The 18,184-nt window shown below is 58.7% G+C and carries 20 protein-coding genes and 1 pseudogene; 12 read left to right on the forward strand and 9 right to left on the reverse strand.

Annotated elements, in window-relative coordinates; translation table 11 throughout:
• Positions 1–81 precede the first annotated feature (81 nt).
• The 7 genes from AEQ63_RS11545 (at position 82) to AEQ63_RS11575 (ending at position 7,321) form a co-directional block, all read left to right on the forward strand.
• Positions 82–1,017 carry a DMT family transporter gene (locus tag AEQ63_RS11545; RefSeq protein WP_042606716.1) on the forward strand — a complete coding sequence of 312 codons (936 nt, stop codon included), beginning with the start codon at positions 82–84 and terminating at the stop codon, positions 1,015–1,017.
• Positions 1,018–1,263: 246 nt separating this feature from the next.
• Positions 1,264–4,182 carry a monovalent cation/H+ antiporter subunit A gene (locus tag AEQ63_RS11550; protein ID WP_064363485.1) on the forward strand — a complete coding sequence of 973 codons (2,919 nt, stop codon included), beginning with the start codon at positions 1,264–1,266 and terminating at the stop codon, positions 4,180–4,182.
• Entirely contained in the window at positions 4,182–4,526 is a 345-nt protein-coding gene (locus tag AEQ63_RS11555; RefSeq protein ID WP_016775082.1) for a Na+/H+ antiporter subunit C, read from the forward strand. The genes AEQ63_RS11550 and AEQ63_RS11555 overlap by 1 nt, the downstream gene beginning before the upstream one ends.
• Entirely contained in the window at positions 4,523–6,202 is a 1,680-nt protein-coding gene (locus AEQ63_RS11560; RefSeq protein WP_042606714.1) for a monovalent cation/H+ antiporter subunit D, read from the forward strand. The genes AEQ63_RS11555 and AEQ63_RS11560 overlap by 4 nt, the downstream gene beginning before the upstream one ends.
• A complete protein-coding gene (locus AEQ63_RS11565; RefSeq protein ID WP_064363486.1) occupies positions 6,199–6,687 on the forward strand; it encodes a Na+/H+ antiporter subunit E in 489 nt (162 codons plus the stop codon). Before AEQ63_RS11560 ends, AEQ63_RS11565 begins: the two co-directional genes overlap by 4 nt.
• Positions 6,684–6,962, forward strand: a complete 279-nt coding sequence (locus AEQ63_RS11570; protein ID WP_042606712.1) for a K+/H+ antiporter subunit F — start codon at positions 6,684–6,686, stop codon at positions 6,960–6,962. Before AEQ63_RS11565 ends, AEQ63_RS11570 begins: the two co-directional genes overlap by 4 nt.
• Positions 6,959–7,321, forward strand: coding sequence for a Na+/H+ antiporter subunit G (locus AEQ63_RS11575; RefSeq protein WP_064363487.1), 363 nt, complete (start codon positions 6,959–6,961; stop codon positions 7,319–7,321). The genes AEQ63_RS11570 and AEQ63_RS11575 overlap by 4 nt, the downstream gene beginning before the upstream one ends.
• A gap of 129 nt (positions 7,322–7,450) precedes the next feature.
• Here AEQ63_RS11575 and AEQ63_RS11580 read toward each other — a convergent pair whose 3' ends face one another.
• The 4 genes from AEQ63_RS11580 to AEQ63_RS11595 all read right to left on the reverse strand — a co-directional run bounded on the left by AEQ63_RS11580 (position 7,451) and on the right by AEQ63_RS11595 (position 9,790).
• On the reverse strand, positions 7,451–7,891 hold the full coding sequence (locus AEQ63_RS11580; RefSeq protein WP_064363488.1) for a DUF3995 domain-containing protein: 441 nt from the start codon (positions 7,889–7,891) through the stop codon (positions 7,451–7,453).
• 92 nt (positions 7,892–7,983) lie between these two features.
• A complete protein-coding gene (locus AEQ63_RS11585) occupies positions 7,984–9,000 on the reverse strand; it encodes an ABC transporter substrate-binding protein (RefSeq protein WP_064363489.1) in 1,017 nt (338 codons plus the stop codon).
• A gap of 125 nt (positions 9,001–9,125) precedes the next feature.
• Positions 9,126–9,323: a hypothetical protein gene (locus AEQ63_RS11590; protein ID WP_064363490.1), complete on the reverse strand. Its 198-nt coding sequence runs from the start codon at positions 9,321–9,323 to the stop codon at positions 9,126–9,128.
• Positions 9,320–9,790, reverse strand: a complete 471-nt coding sequence (locus tag AEQ63_RS11595; protein ID WP_064363694.1) for a hypothetical protein — start codon at positions 9,788–9,790, stop codon at positions 9,320–9,322. Before AEQ63_RS11595 ends, AEQ63_RS11590 begins: the two co-directional genes overlap by 4 nt.
• Positions 9,791–10,189: 399 nt before the next feature.
• Between AEQ63_RS11595 and AEQ63_RS11600 the strand changes: the two genes are divergently transcribed.
• A complete protein-coding gene (locus AEQ63_RS11600; protein WP_042606707.1) occupies positions 10,190–10,462 on the forward strand; it encodes a hypothetical protein in 273 nt (90 codons plus the stop codon).
• A 49-nt stretch (positions 10,463–10,511) separates the two neighbouring features.
• The gene (locus AEQ63_RS11605) at positions 10,512–10,751 is read left to right on the forward strand and encodes a DUF2789 family protein (RefSeq protein ID WP_064363491.1); all 240 of its coding nucleotides are present in this window, start codon (positions 10,512–10,514) and stop codon (positions 10,749–10,751) included.
• Positions 10,752–10,757: 6 nt separating this feature from the next.
• Here AEQ63_RS11605 and AEQ63_RS11610 read toward each other — a convergent pair whose 3' ends face one another.
• The 3 genes from AEQ63_RS11610 to AEQ63_RS11620 all read right to left on the reverse strand — a co-directional run bounded on the left by AEQ63_RS11610 (position 10,758) and on the right by AEQ63_RS11620 (position 13,306).
• Positions 10,758–10,961: a hypothetical protein gene (locus AEQ63_RS11610; protein ID WP_042606705.1), complete on the reverse strand. Its 204-nt coding sequence runs from the start codon at positions 10,959–10,961 to the stop codon at positions 10,758–10,760.
• 108 nt (positions 10,962–11,069) lie between these two features.
• Positions 11,070–12,674, reverse strand: a complete 1,605-nt coding sequence (locus tag AEQ63_RS11615; RefSeq protein WP_064363492.1) for a methyl-accepting chemotaxis protein — start codon at positions 12,672–12,674, stop codon at positions 11,070–11,072.
• 227 nt (positions 12,675–12,901) lie between these two features.
• On the reverse strand, positions 12,902–13,306 hold the full coding sequence (locus AEQ63_RS11620; protein ID WP_016775095.1) for a TraR/DksA family transcriptional regulator: 405 nt from the start codon (positions 13,304–13,306) through the stop codon (positions 12,902–12,904).
• A gap of 510 nt (positions 13,307–13,816) precedes the next feature.
• On the opposite strand from AEQ63_RS11620, the pseudogene AEQ63_RS28020 reads away from it, so the two are divergent.
• From AEQ63_RS28020 to AEQ63_RS11630, 3 genes and pseudogenes are all read left to right on the forward strand, one after another.
• Positions 13,817–13,930: pseudogene (locus AEQ63_RS28020) on the forward strand (MurR/RpiR family transcriptional regulator); the annotation flags it as partial.
• A gap of 66 nt (positions 13,931–13,996) precedes the next feature.
• Positions 13,997–14,602 (forward strand): glutathione S-transferase, encoded by a 606-nt coding sequence (locus tag AEQ63_RS11625; protein ID WP_064363493.1) that lies wholly within the window; start codon positions 13,997–13,999, stop codon positions 14,600–14,602.
• A 2-nt stretch (positions 14,603–14,604) separates the two neighbouring features.
• Positions 14,605–15,708: a DNA alkylation repair protein gene (locus tag AEQ63_RS11630; protein ID WP_064363494.1), complete on the forward strand. Its 1,104-nt coding sequence runs from the start codon at positions 14,605–14,607 to the stop codon at positions 15,706–15,708.
• 103 nt (positions 15,709–15,811) lie between these two features.
• On the opposite strand, the gene AEQ63_RS11635 is transcribed toward AEQ63_RS11630, so the two are convergent.
• Complete coding sequence (locus AEQ63_RS11635) at positions 15,812–16,465, reverse strand: DUF2931 family protein (protein ID WP_064363495.1); 654 nt, start codon at positions 16,463–16,465, stop codon at positions 15,812–15,814.
• Positions 16,465–18,006: a phospholipase effector Tle1 domain-containing protein gene (locus AEQ63_RS11640; protein WP_064363496.1), complete on the reverse strand. Its 1,542-nt coding sequence runs from the start codon at positions 18,004–18,006 to the stop codon at positions 16,465–16,467. Before AEQ63_RS11640 ends, AEQ63_RS11635 begins: the two co-directional genes overlap by 1 nt.
• Positions 18,007–18,184 lie beyond the last annotated feature (178 nt).

An 18,184-nucleotide genomic window follows, 5' to 3' on the forward strand; every position in this document is an offset into this window, starting at 1 on the left:
TTGCTCACTCGGTGGGGTTGGGCAGTATACTGCGCAACGTTGGCGGCATTGTGCGGCCTCTCTTTTACAGTGCGCAAGGTCATGATGTCGCCGAACAATTCTTCTTCCCGCATCCGCTTCTCCCGCTTCAGCAAAGCCGAGTGCGTGCTGGTGCTGATTACCATGATCTGGGGCGGCACGTTTCTGCTTGTGCAGCATGCCATGACGGTCAGTGGCCCGATGTTTTTCGTCGGCCTGCGCTTTGCCGCAGCGGCGGCAATCGTCGCAATGTTTTCCTGGCGTCACTTGCGGGAGTTGACCGTGTTCGAGGTCAAGGCGGGGTCGTTCATCGGCGTGGCGATCATGCTCGGCTACGGCTTGCAGACAGTCGGGTTGCAAACGATTCCAAGCAGCCAGTCGGCGTTCATTACCGCACTGTATGTGCCTTTTGTGCCCTTGCTGCAATGGCTGGTGTTGGGACGGCGACCGGGGCTGATGCCAAGTATCGGGATCATGTTGGCGTTTACCGGGCTGATGCTGTTGTCGGGCCCTTCGGGGGCGGCGTTGAACTTCAGTCCCGGAGAAATTGCGACATTGATCAGCGCCGTGGCGATTGCTGCCGAAATCATTTTGATCAGCACCTTCGCCGGGCAGGTCGATGTGCGCCGGGTGACGGTGGTGCAACTGGCGGTCACGGCGATGTTGTCGTTCCTGCTGGTAGTCCCCACCGGTGAAGTGATTCCGGAGTTTTCCTGGTTGTTGCTGGTAACCGCTTTGGGTCTGGGCGCGGCGAGTGCGGCGATCCAGGTGGCAATGAACTGGGCGCAGAAGAGCGTTTCACCGACTCGGGCAACGTTGATCTACGCAGGTGAACCGGTGTGGGCCGGGATCGTCGGACGAATTGCCGGAGAGCGTTTGCCGGCGATTGCGCTGGTTGGGGCCGGGTTGATTGTTGCAGCGGTGATTGTCAGTGAATTGAAGACCAAGGGTAAGGTTGTTCAAACGCAGGATGAACTGGAGCAGGAAACGCTTGGTTGAGATCGGGAATCTCCCTTGCACGATAAATGGCTATCGCGAGCAGGCGCACTCCTACAGGTGAACGCGTTGCAAATTGTAGGAGTGAGCTGCTCGCGGTGAGGACTTTTGCGGCATCACATCCGTCTCTGAAACAACGCTAAACACAAAATTCCAGACTACTTTGTAGGATTCTGAGACATCCTCGCGTTTGGTGATCGGGGAGCTGGCACGTATGATGCTTCACAAACTTCCGCAGATTAGAAGCCTATGTCCCTGATAGTTCTACTGCTTCTGCCATTCATTGGCAGCTGTCTGGCAGCTGTGCTGCCGCACAATGCGCGTAATGCCGAATCGCTGCTGGCGGGCCTGGTTGCCTTGATCGGCACCGTTCAGGTCGCGATGCTGTACCCGCAAATTGCCCACGGCGGCGTGATCCGCGAAGAATTCATGTGGTTGCCCAGCCTCGGGCTGAACTTCATTCTGCGCATGGACGGCTTCGCCTGGCTGTTTTCGATGCTGGTGCTGGGCATCGGCACACTCGTCTCTTTGTATGCTCGTTATTACATGTCGCCGGACGATCCGGTGCCGCGTTTCTTCGCGTTTTTTCTGGCATTCATGGGCGCCATGCTCGGTCTGGTGATCTCTGGCAACCTGATTCAGATCGTGTTTTTCTGGGAGCTGACCAGCCTCTTCTCGTTCTTGCTGATCGGCTACTGGCACCACCGCGCCGACGCGCGGCGCGGTGCCTATATGGCACTGATGGTCACCGGCGCCGGCGGGTTATGCCTGCTGGCGGGGGTCATGATTCTCGGCCATGTCGTCGGCAGCTACGACCTCGACAAGGTCCTGGCCGCCGGCGATCTGATTCGCGCACATTCCCTCTACCCTGTTCTTTTGCCACTCATCCTGATCGGCGCGCTAAGCAAAAGCGCGCAATTTCCGTTTCATTTCTGGCTGCCCCACGCGATGGCGGCACCGACTCCCGTCTCGGCCTATCTGCACTCGGCGACCATGGTCAAGGCCGGGGTTTTTCTCCTTGCACGTTTGTGGCCCTCGCTGTCCGGCAGCGAGGAGTGGTTCTACATCGTCAGCGGTGCCGGCGCCTGTACGCTGTTGCTCGGCGCGTACTGCGCGATGTTCCAGAACGATCTCAAAGGTTTGCTGGCCTATTCGACCATCAGCCATCTGGGCCTGATCACTTTGCTCCTGGGCCTGAACAGTTCACTGGCAGCAGTTGCCGCGGTGTTTCACATTCTCAATCACGCGACGTTCAAAGCGTCGCTGTTCATGGCCGCCGGCATCATTGACCATGAAAGCGGCACCCGTGACATTCGCAAGCTCAGCGGCCTGATCAAACTGATTCCTTATACGGCGACGCTGGCCATGGTCGCCAGTGCCTCGATGGCCGGGGTGCCGCTGCTCAATGGTTTTCTGTCGAAAGAAATGTTCTTCGCCGAAACCGTGTTCATCAACGCCACCGCTTGGGTCGAAACCAGCCTTCCGATCGTCGCGACCATCGCCGGCATGTTCAGCGTCGCCTATTCGCTGCGCTTCACCGTCGACGTGTTCTTCGGCCCCACCGCTACCGACCTGCCGCACACGCCGCACGAGCCGCCGCGCTGGATGCGCGCTCCGGTGGAGTTACTGGTGTTTACCTGCCTGCTGGTGGGGATTTTCCCGGCGCAGATCGTCGGGCCATTGCTCGCCGCTGCGGCGCTGCCGGTTGTCGGCGGTGAATTGCCGGAATACAGCCTCGCCATCTGGCACGGCTTGAACGCACCGATGATCATGAGCCTGATCGCCATGTCCGGTGGCATCGTCCTGTATCTGCTGCTGCGCAAGCAGTTCAAGCTCGGCCGCTTCAAGTACCCGCCGCTGGTGGGCCGCTTCAACGGCAAGCGGCTGTTCGAGCGCAGTCTGGTCGTAATGATGCGCATCGCCCGGCGTGTCGAGCGTCGACTCGGCACCAAGCGTTTGCAGATGCAGCTCTTTCTGATGGTATTGGCCGCCGTCTTCGCCGGTCTGATCCCGATGCTGCACAGCAGCCTGAGCTGGGGCGACCGGCCGAAAATCCCCGGTTCGATTGTCTTCGTGACCCTGTGGCTGCTGGCGATTGCCTGTGCGCTTGGCGCCGCGTGGCAAGCCAAGTATCACCGTCTCGCCGCCCTGACGATGGTCAGCGTCTGTGGCTTGATGACCTGCGTGACCTTTGTCTGGTTCTCGGCGCCGGATCTGGCGCTGACGCAGCTGGCGGTCGAAGTGGTAACCACGGTGTTGATTCTGCTTGGCCTGCGCTGGTTGCCGCGACGTATCGAAGAAGTTTCGCCATTGCCGGGCAGCCTGCGCAAGGCGCGGATTCGGCGTCTGCGCGACTTGCTGCTGTCGGTTGCCGTCGGCGCCGGCATGGCCCTGCTGTCCTACGCCATGCTCACCCGACAGACGCCTAACCACATTTCCTCGTTCTACCTCAGTCGCGCCCTGCCCGAGGGCGGCGGCAGCAACGTGGTCAACGTGATGCTGGTGGACTTCCGTGGCTTCGACACCCTCGGCGAGATCACCGTCCTGGTCGCCGTGGCGCTCACCGTATTCGCCCTGCTGCGCCGTTTCCGCCCGCCCAAGGAAAGCCTGCAGTTGCCGGCCCAGCAGCGCCTGCTGGCACCGGACGTGGTTACCGATCTGGTCAACCCGCGTTCGGCCAGCGACACGGCACTTGGCTTCATGATGGTCCCGGCGGTGCTGGTCCGTCTGCTGCTGCCTGTCGCGCTGGTGGTGTCGTTCTACCTGTTCATGCGTGGACACAATCAACCGGGCGGCGGTTTTGTCGCCGGGCTAGTGATGTCGGTCGCGTTCATTCTGCAATACATGGTTGCCGGTACCCAGTGGGTCGAGGCGCAGATGAGCCTGCGCCCACTGCGCTGGATGGGCACCGGGCTGCTGTTCGCGACCGCCACCGGTCTCGGTGCGATGCTGGTGGGCTACCCGTTCCTGACCACCCACACTTGGCACATCAGCGTGCCTTTGCTCGGCGATATCCATATCGCCAGCGCGCTGTTCTTCGACATCGGCGTGTACGCCGTAGTGGTCGGATCGACGCTGCTGATCCTCACCGCCCTCGCCCACCAATCGGTGCGTGGTCACAAGACAGCATCGCTGCCCAAGTCCGTCGCCAGCAAAGGAGCCGTCTGATGGAAGAAGTCATCGCAATCGCCATCGGCATTCTCGCCGCGTCCGGGGTCTGGCTGATCCTGCGGCCGCGTACCTTTCAGGTGGTCATGGGCCTGTGCCTGCTGTCGTACGCGGTCAACCTGTTCATTTTCAGCATGGGCAGCCTGTTCATCGGCAAAGAGCCGGTGATCAAGGACGGCGTGACCCAGGATCTGCTGCACTACACCGACCCGCTGCCCCAGGCGCTGGTACTGACGGCGATCGTCATCAGCTTCGCCATGACCGCGCTGTTTCTTGTCGTATTGCTCGCTTCGCGCGGCTTGACCGGCACCGACCATGTCGACGGCCGGGAGCCTAAAGAATGATGGCAATGACTCACCTGATCGCCGCACCGATCCTGCTGCCGCTGCTGACCGCCGCGATCATGCTGATGCTGGGCGAGAAGCACCGGCCGCTGAAGGCGAAAATCAACCTGTTCTCCAGCCTCGTCGGCCTGTTCATTTCGGTAATGCTGCTGCAATGGACCCAGACCACTGGCGTGCCCGGCTCCATCGGCGTGTACCTGCCGGGCAACTGGCAGGCCCCGTTCGGCATCGTCCTTGTGGTTGATCGCCTGTCGGCACTGATGCTGGTGCTGACCGGGATCATCGGCGTCAGTGCCCTGCTCTTCGCCATGGCCCGCTGGGACGGCGCCGGCTCGAGTTTCCACGCACTGTTTCAGATTCAACTGATGGGCCTGTATGGCGCCTTCCTGACGGCGGATCTGTTCAACCTGTTCGTGTTCTTCGAAGTGTTGCTCGCCGCCTCCTACGGCCTGTTGCTGCATGGATCCGGCCGCGCGCGGGTGTCATCGGGATTGCATTACATCTCGATCAACCTGCTGGCCTCGTCGCTGTTTCTCATCGGCGCGGCGTTGATCTATGGGGTGACCGGCACGCTGAACATGGCCGATCTGGCGATGAAGATCCCGCTGGTGCCGGAAGCCGATCGTGGTTTGCTGCATGCGGGGGCGGGGATTCTTGCGGTAGCGTTTCTGGCCAAGGCTGGCATGTGGCCGCTGAATTTCTGGCTGGTGCCGGCCTATTCCTCGGCCAGCGCGCCGGTGGCAGCGATGTTCGCGATCATGACCAAGGTCGGCGTCTACACCCTCCTGCGCCTGTGGACCCTGCTGTTTTCCGGTCAGGCCGGCGCCTCGGCTTTCTTCGGCGGCGACTGGCTGATCTACGGCGGCATGGCGACCATGGCTTGCGCAGGGTTGGCGATCCTCGCCGCACAGCGTCTGGAGCGCATGGCCAGCCTGAGCATTCTGGTGTCGGCGGGCATTTTGCTCTCGGCAATCGGCTTCGCGCAGCCGAACCTGATCGGCGCTGCGCTGTTCTATCTGGTCAGCTCGACCCTGGCGCTGAGCGCACTGTTCCTGCTGGCTGAACTGATCGAACGCTCGCGCTCGGCCAACGAAATCCCACTGGAAGACGAAAGCGAACTGCTGCCGCGTCCGCAGGAATCGCTGCAACCGCCCAAGGGCATCAACCTCGACGACGAGCAGAAAGCTGTGGTCGGCCAAGTCATCCCGTGGACCATGGCGTTTCTCGGTTTGAGCTTCATTGCCTGCGCACTGTTGATCATCGGCATGCCACCGCTGTCCGGATTCATCGGCAAGCTCGGCCTGATCGGCGCATTGCTCAACCCGCTGGGGCTTGGCACCGAGGCGCCGCTGTCTCCCGGCGCGTGGGGATTGCTGGCCCTGCTGATCCTGACCGGCCTGGCCTCCCTGATGGCCTTTTCGCGCCTCGGTATCCAGCGCTTCTGGACGCCGGAAGAACGGCCATCGCCATTGCTGCGCAAACTTGAATGCGCGCCGATTTTCCTGCTACTGGGGCTGAGCATCGCTTTGACTTTCAAGGCTGAACCGCTGCTGCGCTACACCCAGGCCACGGCCGATGCGCTGAACAATCCGCAGCAATATGTGCTGGCCGTCCTTGGCACGCGCGCGGTGCCGAGCCCGCAGGCCAGAGCCGACATGCTCGAGGTGCAGCCATGAACCGACTGTTTCCGGCTCCCTGGTTATCGCTGGCCCTGTGGCTTCTGTGGCTGACCCTGAACCTGTCGGTCAGCCCGGGCAACCTGCTGCTCGGCGCCGCTCTGGGGTTCGCTGCGCCGCTGATGATGCGCAAGCTGCGTCCTAAACGCGCGCGCATCCGTAACCCCATGGCCATCCTGCGCCTGTTCTTCCTGGTCGGCCGTGACGTGATCATGTCCAACCTGATCGTCGCGTGGGGCGTACTCAACGCCGGACGCCGCCCACCGCGATCATGCTTCATCAAAGTGCCACTGGACCTGCGCGATGCCCACGGTCTGGCGGCACTGGCGATGATCTGCACCGTGGTGCCCGGCACTGTATGGTCGGAACTGGCGCTGGATCGCAGCGTTCTCTTGTTGCACGTCTGGGATCTGGACGATGAAGTGCAATTCATCGAGCACTTCAAGAGCACTTACGAGCGACCGTTGATGGAGATTTTCGAATGAGCCCATTACTGTCGAATGCGATCCTGCTGACATTGTTTCTGTACTGTATGGCGATGGCTTTGACCCTGGTTCGGTTGTTCAAAGGCCCGTCAGCTCAGGATCGGGTCCTGGCGCTGGATTATCTGTACATCGTCGCCATGTTGATGATGCTGACCCTGGGTATCCGTTACGCCAGTGATACCTACTTCGAAGCGGCGCTGCTGATCGCACTGTTCGGCTTTGTCGGCTCGTTTGCCCTGGCGAAATTCCTGTTGCGTGGCGAGGTGATCGAATGAATGCCGAATTGTCTCTATGGGTGGAGATTCCGGTGGCGGTCCTGCTGGTGCTGAGCGGCGTTTTTACCCTGCTGGGCGCGACCGGGTTGCTGCGCATGAAGGACTACTTCCAGCGCATGCACCCGCCAGCACTAGCCTCGACAATCGGGGCATGGTGTGTGGCACTGGCGTCGATCATCTGCTTTTCAGCACTGAAATCCGGGCCGGTAGTGCATGCCTGGCTGATTCCGGTTTTGCTGGCGATCACCGTGCCGGTGACGACGTTGCTGCTGGCGCGGGCAGCGCTGTTTCGCAAACGTATGGCTGGGGATGATGTGCCAGCTGAGGTCAGTAGCCGCCAGACCGAGAGCGGAAGCTGAGATTTTGGCGGTGGCTATGACGCCGCCATCGCGAGCACGCTCACTCCTACATTTTTGAAACGCGTTCCCCTGTGGAAGCGAGCCTGCTCGCGAAGAGGCCTGTCGAGTCGTTGCAAATCCCGGATCAGCTCAGACCCAGGCCACCGCCAACAACCCCGCCCCCAGCAGCGCACACAACGGCGAATACACCCAGGTATCCAGCCGCGCGAATCGCGAATCCTTCACTTCCTTGAAAAAACCGACCAGATTCGAATCACCGATCGCTCGGGCAAACATCAGTAACGCAATCGCGCTGATGACCCACTGCAGTGCCTTGTGCTGCACCGCAGGCACTCCCCAACCGACCCGCATGCAAACCAGTGCCGCGATCACCAACAGCGCAGCGGCAACTAACAGAGTCAGCCAGCCTGAAGGCTTGAACGCTGGGCGCACGGTGGCGACGAAGCCAGACACCGGCACCTGCGGCACCACCACCGCAGCCGCCCATTGCCCACCCAACGCCCAATACACGTGCATCAGGCCGATTGCCGCGAAGACCGTCACCAGCCATTGAGCCAACACAAAGGTCATGGTTGAAATCCTTCAAAGGGATTTGAACAAACCATCGTAGTCGGATTTTTTGCCGGTGCACGACCGGTCGGCGGTGCGGTACTTTGTTCGCGTTATTTCAGATCAGCCGTCACCTTGTCGGCCACATCCTTGGGCAGCCACGCTTGCCACACATCCGGATGCGCTTTCATGAACGCCACCGCCGCCTCACGAGGCGCGGTGTGTTTATCGCTCATATCCGCCAGCGCTTTGTTCAACGGCTCGATCGGGAAATCAACCTTGCTGAAGAACTCGGCAATTTGCGGATTCTGTTTCTGGAATGGCGTCGATACGCCGATCGACAGCTTCGATGCCAGCGAGCGGGTCGGTTTCGGATTGGGATTATCAGCGTCGGTCAGCGTCTTCCACGCTTCGGCATCGAACGGTGGCTCTTGCAGCTGCACCAGTTTGAATTTGCCAAGCAGTGGCGTCGGCGACCAGTAATAGAACAACACCGGTTTACCGCGACGAATAGAAGAGCTGATTTCGGCATCCAGCGCGGCACCCGAGCCGCTGCGGAAGTTGGTGAAATCGTCCTGCAAGCCATACGCCGTGAGCTTCTGCTTGTTGACCACTTCCGAGGTCCAGCCGATCGGGCTGTTGAGGAAACGCCCCTTGCCCGGGCTTTCCGGGTCCTTGAACACATCCTTGTACTTCTTCAGATCCGTGACACTGCGCAGATCCGGCGCCAGCGGCTTGATGCCTTTGGCCGGGTCGCCCTTGATCACGTATTCCGGCACCCACCAGCCTTCAGTGGCGCCTTTCACCGTATCGCCAAGGCCGACGACCTTGCCTTCTGCCTCAGCCTTGACCCAGACCGGACTGCGCCCCGCCCACTCTTCGCCGATCACCTGAATGTCGTTGTTGGCCAGCGCGGTCTCAAGGGTAATGGTCGTGCCCGGCAAGGTATCGGTCGGCAAGCCGTAGCCTTTCTCGACGATGACCCGCAACACCTCGGTGATCAGGCTGCCGCTTTCCCAGTTCAGGTCGGCAAAGTGGATCGGCCCTTGTGCAGCCTGCAGCGATTGCGCTGACGTGAGCAAACCAAAGGTGGCCACGCTGGCAGCCAGTAACCGTCGAAATCCGTTCATGCATCGCACCTCGTGCTGTTCACAGCAATGGCAGTTGGCCTGACAGAAACGCAAGCCTCTGAATGACTCAGTCAACTGACTTTAGCCGAGGTTCCTGCTTTTTCCGGGGTCTGCTGCGCGCGAGATTACATTTCAGACTTTTCCTTCAGGCTTTGCAGCTCACGTCTGACCATGCTGGCGTAAGCCGCCGGTTGCAATGCGTAGATCTGCGACGCCACCCAACTCAGCCAGGCACCTTGCAGTTCGGCTTTTCGGGCGAACAGGCGCTGCGCTTCGGCATGTGCATTGTCGAGGTTTTGCGAATGGAATTGCGCGCGGCTCACTCGCTGGCCTTGAACGTGACCAGCTCGCCCTTGCGCCATTTGGCAGCTTTGGCGGTGACAGCTTTCAGGGTTTTGGTCAGGCCTTCCTGCAATTGTTCATTGGCGGCAAACACGGTGACGACGCTATGGCCTTCCTTGAACAGGATCGCGTGACCTTCGGCCGTGCTGACAAACGCGTAATCGCCCAGGCCGTAGACCGTCAGTTTGATGTCGCGAAAACGAATGTCCATCTTGCCGCCTTCACGGCTGGGCAGAACCGATGCAATGAAATGGTCGCCGACCTTGAGTTTGAGCCCCGGTTTGTCATCGACTACCAACGCACTTTCGGTATCGATTTCGGCGATGTAAATGCCTTCGGCGTTTTGCTCGGTGATGTAAACAAAACGTGATTGGAATTGCTTGACCAGCTTTGCACGCAAATCACCCAGCACGAACAAAGCATGCATATCGAGGTTACTGACTGCCAAAGAAACATCCCCACATTTGAAAAACCGCGCAGCGAAAAACGCCCACGGCAAAGAAACGGCCAGGCCGATGAAAACTGCAAAGACACTCAAAAACCCGACGCGAGCAAAGCGCTCTTGAATCGCGAGGTTCGTAGACTACTGGATTGTCATTAGTGAAACCCGCTCTGAAATCGCCAAACCTTGAAGGAAAAAGCCTCAAGTGCGACTAGAGCAAATCTGACTACGAACTTTAGGGAAATTTCTCACGAAAAAAAGCACTTTTCCGACATATCGCTGGCGAAAAATTGCTTTAGATAAGCCCGGTCGTCAGCAGGTTCTGGCGATTCTAGAGCAGCGATGCTCATTACGACTACCCGCAACGGCCGTTAAATTCAGGCCGACTGATGAAAAGGACTTCATATGTGCACCTTGACTCATTTCGCCACGTCGGCTGACGCAGGAATCAGCACACCTCTGACGGTGCAGGTTGCCGACCTCGATCAGCTTCCGACATCTTCTAACAATCACCAAACCCCGCACTTCCAAGTGGTGCCAGCGGGCATCGCCTTCTTTCATATCAAGGAAATATCCACGGGACGTGTCAGAGGTTTCCGCGGCAATCACAACGAAGCGTGCGCCCTCGCCCGCTCGCTCGAATCAAAAATCGAACTCCGCGCCAGCGCATGCCTCTGATAAGGAAGTGAGCGAACAAGCCCTATCGGCACCGACCCAGGAGTAGATGATGGAACTGCCAACCGAGCTTAACCTGACCACCCTTTTCGAACAGCTGGGCCTACCGGCCGATGAAGCGTCGATCAATGACTTTGTCGAAGCCCATCCGCTGGACCCGGATACCAAACTGATCGATGCCGGTTTCTGGACGCCCCAACAGGCGCAATTACTCAAAGAGTGGCTGCGTGCCGACGGTGAGGAAGCGGTCATTGTCGATGAGCTGAACGTACGTTTGCATCGCGGCAAATAGGGGCGATCAGTGCAGGCTGTCGCCGGGCTCGATGCTCAATTGTTCGAGCCAGGCAGCCTTGCACTCTTCCGCCTCATCGCGACTGGCAAAGGCTGTGCCGCGTCGCTCACCGTTGAGCAAAACCACCCAGCACACACTGCGCCCCAGCGCACGTAATCCGGCCGGCACGCCGCTGCCGATCATCACTGCCACATCCACCCTGCACTGCATGTGCTCTCCGAATAATTAGCTACCTAACTAAGTCGGCAGAGTAATGCTTTCCTTCGCGCGGAAACAGCAAGGGCCGTGCACAGATTCATTGCGCCAACGGTAACAATCTCAGCGCGGATTTTCCGGTTTGTAACCCAGACGCAACCCGCCCCAATGACGGCCCCTGATCATGATCGGCACCGACAAGTCATGCATCAGCTCACCCGTGTCGCGCGTGTAAGTCTGCAACAGCACCGGTTGCTGATGGCTGCCGCAACGGATGCCCGTGCGGTCACTGAATTTGCGCTTGGTGCGGTTATTCACCGTGTCGACCTGCACATCACCTGTCAACGGCTGGCTGAATGCCTGATTATGCGTCGGTACATAACCCTGCTGCGTGCAGGCGATCGCGAACACCAAGCCTTCATGACGCGCTAACAGGGGTTCCTGAATCGCCGGCAAGACCTGATCGGTGTAACGATCGAACCGGGTCTGGAATTTGGCCGGTTCGGTGCCCGGAATCGGTTGGTAACTGCGGTCGAACAAATCATCCAGGCTGATCCGCCCCTGCTCGACATCCGCCTCGAAGCGCGCTGCGATCTGACTCGCACCTTCGCGCGCCAGGTCATAAATGCGCTGGTGATAGTCGTCCAGGCCCACCTCGGCCAAGCGTTCGCTGATGGTTTCCGCCTGCCCCTCCATCTGCACCGCGGCCTCGGCGAGACGGCGAGTCTGTTGATCGCTGATCGCCAGATCACTGCGCATTTGCTCGATTGCGCTGAACAGCGCATCAAGCTGTTGGCGATTGGTTTGCGCACCACGGGCGATTTCGCTGACCTGGGTTTCGACGCCGGCTGCCAGTCGTGCGATGTTCTCCAAATGCTGGCCGGTGTGTTCGACCTGTTCGACACCAATGTGCAGATCGCTCGACAACTCGCGAATCTGCGCCACCACCTGCGCGGTGCGTTGCTGAATGTCAGCAACCATTTCGCCGACTTCGCCCGTGGCCGCCGCGGTACGCGCCGCCAACCCGCGCACTTCATCGGCGACCACAGCAAAACCGCGCCCATGTTCACCGGCCCGGGCCGCTTCAATCGCTGCGTTCAAGGCCAGTAGGTTGGTCTGGCTGGCAATCGACTGGATCACCAGCGTCACGCGCTGAATGTCGTCACTGCGCACACTCAAGGCTTCGATCAATTCGCGGCTGGCATTGGCGCGTTGACTGAGTTGCTGCATGCGCGCAATCGAGTCGAGCAATTCGCTACGTCCCGCCGCGCTGCTCTGATGCGCTTCGCTGGCGGCGTCGAGCGCCTCGCGGCTGAGCTGCGAGGTGGCCTGCTCGGTGGCGATCATCACTTCGGCGTTGCTGACGATCTGCGCCGCCGCGTCGAGTTGCGATTCAAGTTTGCTGGCCAGCGCCTTGACCGAGAACGCCACGCCGGCGGCCGACAGTGCGTTGTGACTGGTGGTGTAGGAAAGATCCCGGGTCAGTGCAGACAATGCGCTCGCACTATCGACCGCAACAGTGGCAGGAACGTTGCGCGACCGCAGGCGCGGCAGCCAGACAATCAGCACCGCCAGCGGCATGCCGAGGTACAGCGACCAGTCGGTCAGGGCCACGCCGGCGAGCAACAGCATCAGGGCAATGCTTTGCAGGGCCGGTGCGATCCAGCGTTCTTTCGGCAAAAGCACTGGTGCAGGCAGCGCCGCAACCAGAGATCCGTCTCTCGTCATCTCTAACACCCCACGTTTGTTCTCATTGTTGTGCCTGCATTAAACGCCACTACAACGCCATTATCCATGGTCCGTTAGTCGTGGGTCTGTGGCAGGTCAATGGAACGGTTCGGGAAGAGTGCAGACGAGCAAAAGCAAAGATCGCAGCCTTCAGCAACGCCCGTGTAGGAGCTGCCGGAGGCTGCGATCTTTTCAAGGCGCCCTGTTGAAAGGGTCACCCCACAGAATCAGGCCTGACGCTGGTGCTTGTCGATCTGCTCGTGACGCTCTTGAGCTTCGATGCAGTACTTGGTGGTCGGGCTGATCAGCAGGCGCTTGAGACCGATGGCCTCGCCGCTGTCGTCGCACCAGCCAAAGCTGTCGTCCTTGATGCGCTCAAGGGCTTGTTCCAGTTGCGGCAGCATGCGCTGGTCGCGATCGATCGCATTGACCAGCCAGGTGCGCTCTTCTTCAACCGAAGCCGCGTCCGCCGGGTCAGCCGGGGTGTCCAGGCTTTCGATGGCGATACGATTTTGCTCAATGCGCTCGTGGGTTTCGACTTTCATGTTCTGCAACAGCTCGGTGAAGAAAGCGTGTTGCTCTGCATTCATGTAGTCATCTGCCGGCATGGCCAGCAACTTGTCCTTTGTCATTGATATCTCTATAAAAAAACGTGCATTAAGGCGAATAAGGGAGCGTTTCGGCGAACCGTGGGGGCCGTCGAAAAGGCATCGTTTTATTGCAAACGCCACCCGGCACTCAATTTACGAGGGGCGGCAGTCTAAGGCCCGATCAAGACCTCAGCAACAGTAAATACAGGGAATTTGTCCGACAGGACCAGGAAACTGCTCTGACACAGGCTTCACATGGCCATCGGAGTGCGTTTATAGCAAGAAATTCAGTCGAGCGGCTGTATATAGAAGACAAACGGCTAACCCCACAGCGTTCGTACGCAATATTTTTACTATGCACTGCATCGTTTCAGCAAAGCAGAACTGCAAAAGCCCCCCTAATATCAGCCGCAACCGAGCAACATTGCGGCGAGAGAGATTGCTTGCGTTAGGGCGAAGAGGCCCAGTGTTTTACATTCGGGGCCTGCTACGCAGTCCAGCGGGAGCAAGCGCCCTCGCCACAAGGTGATCGATCAGCCCGAAGGAAGATTTATGCCCCGCCCCGCTATGCCGGCTACCGACGAGCATTCACTCGCCAGCCCCCCGATCATTGCCCAGCGGCTGCTGCAAACGATTACCGACGAATACGGCGCGCTGCCGCGCCAGACTGACAATTGCCTCAGGCTCGGCTAGGTTATGCGTTCCCACCGGTTCGACTTGAAGGAACGCGTCATGAAACTGATCGGCATGCTCGACTCCCCTTACGTGCGCCGCGTAGCGATCTCCGCCAAATGCCTGGGGATCGACCTCGAACATGAGTCGGTCTCGGTGTTCCGCCATTTCGAGCAGTTCCAGCAGATCAACCCGGTGGTCAAGGCGCCGACGCTGATCCTCGACGACGGCATGGTTCTGATGGACTCGACACTCATCCTCGACTATCTCGAAAGCGCATCCGGTAAAAGCCTGCTGCCGAAAGAATTGCCCCAGCGCGCCCAAGCCCTGCGCCTGATCGGCCTGAGCCTTGCCGCCTGCGAAAAAGCCGTGCAGCTGTATTACGAACGCAACCTGCGCCCGGCCGACATTCAATATCAACCTTGGGTCGAACGCGTTGAAGGCCAACTCGCCGCCGCGTTTACCGCGCTGGAAAAAGAACTCGAGCATCGTCAATTACCCATCGACGGCTCGCTCGCCCAGGATGGCATCAGCCTGGCGGTTGCCTGGAGCTTCACCGACCTTGTGGTGCCCGATCAGATCGACGCCGCACGCTATCCGCGAATTGCCGAATACACCGCCTACGCCGAAGGCACCGACGCCTTCCTCAGCACACCGATGAACTGACCATGAGCACCACTGACACCGCCGCTCCGGCGCTAAAGGAAATCTTCAACGCCGAGCGTCTGCAGCACATTGCTGATGAAATGAGCGCGGTGTACCCGGCATTCAAAGCCCAAGCGTTTCTTGAACATGCCAGCCGCGGGCTGGCCGAGTTGTCGGTGATGCAACGCATGGCCCGCGTCGCCGAAAGCCTGCATGCAGTGCTGCCGCTGGACTACGAAGATTCCCTCGATGTATTACGTGAACTCGCGCCACGCCTGAACAGCGGATTCGTCAGCATATGCCTGCCGCATTATGTCGCGAGCTACGGTGCTCGCGCGTTCGATACTTCTATGGAAGCCCTGAAGTACTTCACCACCTTCGGCTCATCCGAGTTCGCCATTCGCCATTTTCTGCGCGCCGACCTTGAACGCTCGCTGGAACGGATGCATGACTGGACTCGCGACGAAAACCACCACGTCAGAAGATTAGCCAGCGAAGGCAGTCGCCCTCGCCTGCCCTGGTCGTTTCGGTTGGAGGCGGTACAGGCGGATCCGCAGTTGGCCGCCGGGATACTGGATCGGTTGAAGGCGGATGAGAGTCTGTACGTGCGCAAGTCCGTGGCGAATCATTTGAATGATGTGACCAAAGTGCATCCGCGGTGGGTGTTGGATGTGGTTGAGGGATGGCCGCTGGATAACAGACATACCGCGTGGATTGCCAAGCATGCGTTGCGGAGTTTGATCAAACAGGGGGATTCGCGGGCGCTGACGGTAATTGGCGCGGGGGCGAAGGCTGAGGTTGAGTTGCTGGATGTGAAGGTTGAGCCTGCTGAGGTGAAGTTGGGTGACGCAATCACGCTGTCGTTTGTGGTGAAGTCCACGGTGGCGCACGAGCAGAGGCTGGTGATTGATTATGCGATTGACTATGTGAAAGCGAATGGCGGGGCTTCGAAGAAGGTTTTCAAGTTGAAAACGGTGGAATTGCCGGGGTTTGGGGTCGAGCCAGTGCGACGCAGACAGGTCATCAAGGATTTTACGACGCGCAAGCATTTTGCCGGACGGCATGGGGTTCAGGTGATGGTTAATGGAGAGGTGTTGGGTAGTGCGGCGTTTGAGGTTTTGATTTGAGCAGTGTTTATTGACCCGAAGGGTCGATAGCGGATCATTGCACTGGCGGCCGTGCTTCGAAATTGAGCGCGGCGGCACAATGGACGACTCACGGCTTCAGCGGTTACCAACTGCCGTATGGGATGCCGAATTTCGCGATGTACCGTTTGGACTTTTCGCTTATGGGATATGCGTAACGTCCTTGGTTCTTGCCTTGACTAGGCCCTAGCGGTTCGATCTCCGCCTGTGCTCTCGCAACTTTGACCGGATGGTGGCACTCGTCTCTGACCCAAACCTGCACTACCCCTCCAGGCGCCAATCCCAAATAGACCGATGAAATATAGGTGCTCCGCTGCTCCGGTGTTTTCGCGCAGCGCTGGCTAACCGAAGTCCGCATCAGTTGCCTAGCTTCTTCCGGTATATCCACCCAGGCTCGATAGGTCTGAGGCTCTACGATGGACTGCCAGCGAACGAAAATTCGTTTTGGGAGATCAGCGCCGACCACCGCTTTTGCGGACGCGCCCACTCCGTCCCAGCCTCGGGCAGACTCAGTACCATCTTCTGGGTACCCGCCCGACGCAGAACCTCCACCCGTGCGCAGAAACGTCTTGCCCCTAATGTCTTCCACAGCAGTGTCTTCAACCCATACTTTCATGTAGTTGGGTTCGGTAAAACCGAGTTCCCACCATGGAGATTTAGGGTCGTTCTTTGCTGACAGCGGATCGGCATTACAGCCAGCCACAAAGAGCGCGCACAGCAGTGCTGTAAATAACTTCATTACCAAAGCGTCCAGTCAGGTACGTGTGGGTGCTTTACTCGGATTGCATCTTCCGTGGGGGCATTGATGTAAACAGCTCTGATGCCACTTCCATCTCTCCTGCCAAGCGGATGGTTCCAATTGGCGGATGTGTGAATGTACTTGAGTTTGAGGATGTGCTCCTCCTCTGGCGTGGTGCTGTAGTCGCCGGCGGCAAAACGAGCACACATGGGCTGAAGCTCTTCAGGAACGGCGAAGTCTGGCGTCTCGGGAATGTCTTCGAAGCGAACGCCTTTGGCTTTGGCGAGTTGATGCATCACGCGCAGGCTCACTCTCGACAGTAACCCACTCACCGGACGCTTGAGTTGAACGGCGGCGTAGACTCGTTTGACTCGAGGACTCAGTCGATCCTGAGGAATGATCGGCATCAGTAAAGGAGGTGGTGTAACGACTTCAAGCATTTCGGAAGGCCAGCCATCGGCTAACCACTGATTTCTCACATTGACCGCATCCCGGTAGATCGATGTGGTGTTGATATCCGCGTAGTTGCCGACCTCTAGCGTTTGCATTGGGCTAATGAGCACACATTCTTCAGCTTCCTCAAGGTAACCGCCACCCACATCGGAATGCACACCTGGCAAGACAATTTCCGGATGATCCATCGCTACTCGATTGAGAGCGAAGTTAGCCCTGCACTCATCCCGCGCAGCCAACTGCACAACGTCGGTGAAGTAACGTCGGTCGAGGTAGAGTTTGATTCCTGTTGCGACTGCACTTTTGATATTGCCCAAATTGGACCATCCAGCAATCGACGGTACAGTGTCGAACAAACCAATGAAGCCCATGTTGATGTCGCTGTGGTATTGGTCGACAAAGGTCGAACTAAGCGCATCGGACTGATTGCGAAGAATCTCGCCCAAAGGGCCTTGTCTGCCACGCACAATCTCATTGGCGAAATGTCTGGCGGCTGCCGCACCGCGACTGAAGCCAAATGTATCGAAGGTCAACGAAACAATTTCACTACCGGGATTTTTGTCCAATACCTCAGTGATACGCTGTTCGATCACTGCGAAAGAGGATTGCACTCGCCCTGCAACGCCTGTTTCGCCACGTCCTGTACCGGCGCCGAATTTACTGTCTTCTTCACCCGAACGGGTACCTATGCCTTCGACGTAGACCATACCGAAAGCTTTCTTTCGTGGCCCCTCTCCCTCAGCGAGTCGCGTCGCCCCATACAGTTCGCTCAGCTTTTTCACATTGCTGACATCGTTACCATAGCTACTGTCCGGGTCACTCATGTAAGGCTGGCAGCTGGCGGGAATATCCTCAGGCGCAATCGGATGCTGAGCGCCACACAACAACCCCGCAGCAGAGTTGTTCGCATTATTCCCAGTACCATCAAAGAAACCCCCAATCCTCAACGCAATGCCGATTTTTTCAGGTTCGCGCGCAGGTTCTTTCCCGTACTTCTCATATTCCGCCCAACGCTCGGCATGAATATCGACGGGTTTGGCTTCTTCGTAACGATAATTTTTCGGGGGGTTGGGTACGTAGCCACTCATCCGTGATTCCTGGTTCTGATCCTTGAGAACGGCCCGAAGGGTGACAGCCGAGACTGGGAGACGCAAGCTGTGGCCGTGTGCCAGCCGGGGAGTGCCCCCTCGTCGGGGTGGGGGGTAGCTGGCGATTTCGCCGAACACATTCGCCACCAACGAAGGTCGCGGCCATACGCGGGTGGGT

This window comes from Pseudomonas sp. RIT-PI-o, assembly GCF_001297215.1.
Classification (GTDB): domain Bacteria; phylum Pseudomonadota; class Gammaproteobacteria; order Pseudomonadales; family Pseudomonadaceae; genus Aquipseudomonas; species Aquipseudomonas moraviensis_A.

Excerpts from the sequence above, each read along its gene's own strand:
- AEQ63_RS11580 (WP_064363488.1), bottom strand. The coding sequence starts at position 7,891 with ATGACCTTTGTGTTGGCTCAATGGCTGGTGACGGTCTTCGCGGCAATC.
- AEQ63_RS11555 (WP_016775082.1), top strand. The coding sequence starts at position 4,182 with ATGGAAGAAGTCATCGCAATCGCCATCGGCATTCTCGCCGCGTCCGGG.
- AEQ63_RS11575 (WP_064363487.1), top strand. The coding sequence starts at position 6,959 with ATGAATGCCGAATTGTCTCTATGGGTGGAGATTCCGGTGGCGGTCCTG.
- AEQ63_RS11585 (WP_064363489.1), bottom strand. The coding sequence starts at position 9,000 with ATGAACGGATTTCGACGGTTACTGGCTGCCAGCGTGGCCACCTTTGGT.
- AEQ63_RS11565 (WP_064363486.1), top strand. The coding sequence starts at position 6,199 with ATGAACCGACTGTTTCCGGCTCCCTGGTTATCGCTGGCCCTGTGGCTT.
- AEQ63_RS11570 (WP_042606712.1), top strand. The coding sequence starts at position 6,684 with ATGAGCCCATTACTGTCGAATGCGATCCTGCTGACATTGTTTCTGTAC.
- AEQ63_RS11640 (WP_064363496.1), bottom strand. The coding sequence starts at position 18,006 with ATGAGTGGCTACGTACCCAACCCCCCGAAAAATTATCGTTACGAAGAA.
- AEQ63_RS11560 (WP_042606714.1), top strand. The coding sequence starts at position 4,523 with ATGATGGCAATGACTCACCTGATCGCCGCACCGATCCTGCTGCCGCTG.
- AEQ63_RS11605 (WP_064363491.1), top strand. The coding sequence starts at position 10,512 with ATGGAACTGCCAACCGAGCTTAACCTGACCACCCTTTTCGAACAGCTG.
- AEQ63_RS11545 (WP_042606716.1), top strand. The coding sequence starts at position 82 with ATGATGTCGCCGAACAATTCTTCTTCCCGCATCCGCTTCTCCCGCTTC.
- AEQ63_RS11625 (WP_064363493.1), top strand. The coding sequence starts at position 13,997 with ATGAAACTGATCGGCATGCTCGACTCCCCTTACGTGCGCCGCGTAGCG.
- AEQ63_RS11620 (WP_016775095.1), bottom strand. The coding sequence starts at position 13,306 with ATGACAAAGGACAAGTTGCTGGCCATGCCGGCAGATGACTACATGAAT.
- AEQ63_RS11630 (WP_064363494.1), top strand. The coding sequence starts at position 14,605 with ATGAGCACCACTGACACCGCCGCTCCGGCGCTAAAGGAAATCTTCAAC.
- AEQ63_RS11600 (WP_042606707.1), top strand. The coding sequence starts at position 10,190 with ATGTGCACCTTGACTCATTTCGCCACGTCGGCTGACGCAGGAATCAGC.
- AEQ63_RS11550 (WP_064363485.1), top strand. The coding sequence starts at position 1,264 with ATGTCCCTGATAGTTCTACTGCTTCTGCCATTCATTGGCAGCTGTCTG.
- AEQ63_RS11610 (WP_042606705.1), bottom strand. The coding sequence starts at position 10,961 with ATGCAGTGCAGGGTGGATGTGGCAGTGATGATCGGCAGCGGCGTGCCG.
- AEQ63_RS11635 (WP_064363495.1), bottom strand. The coding sequence starts at position 16,465 with ATGAAGTTATTTACAGCACTGCTGTGCGCGCTCTTTGTGGCTGGCTGT.
- AEQ63_RS11615 (WP_064363492.1), bottom strand. The coding sequence starts at position 12,674 with ATGACGAGAGACGGATCTCTGGTTGCGGCGCTGCCTGCACCAGTGCTT.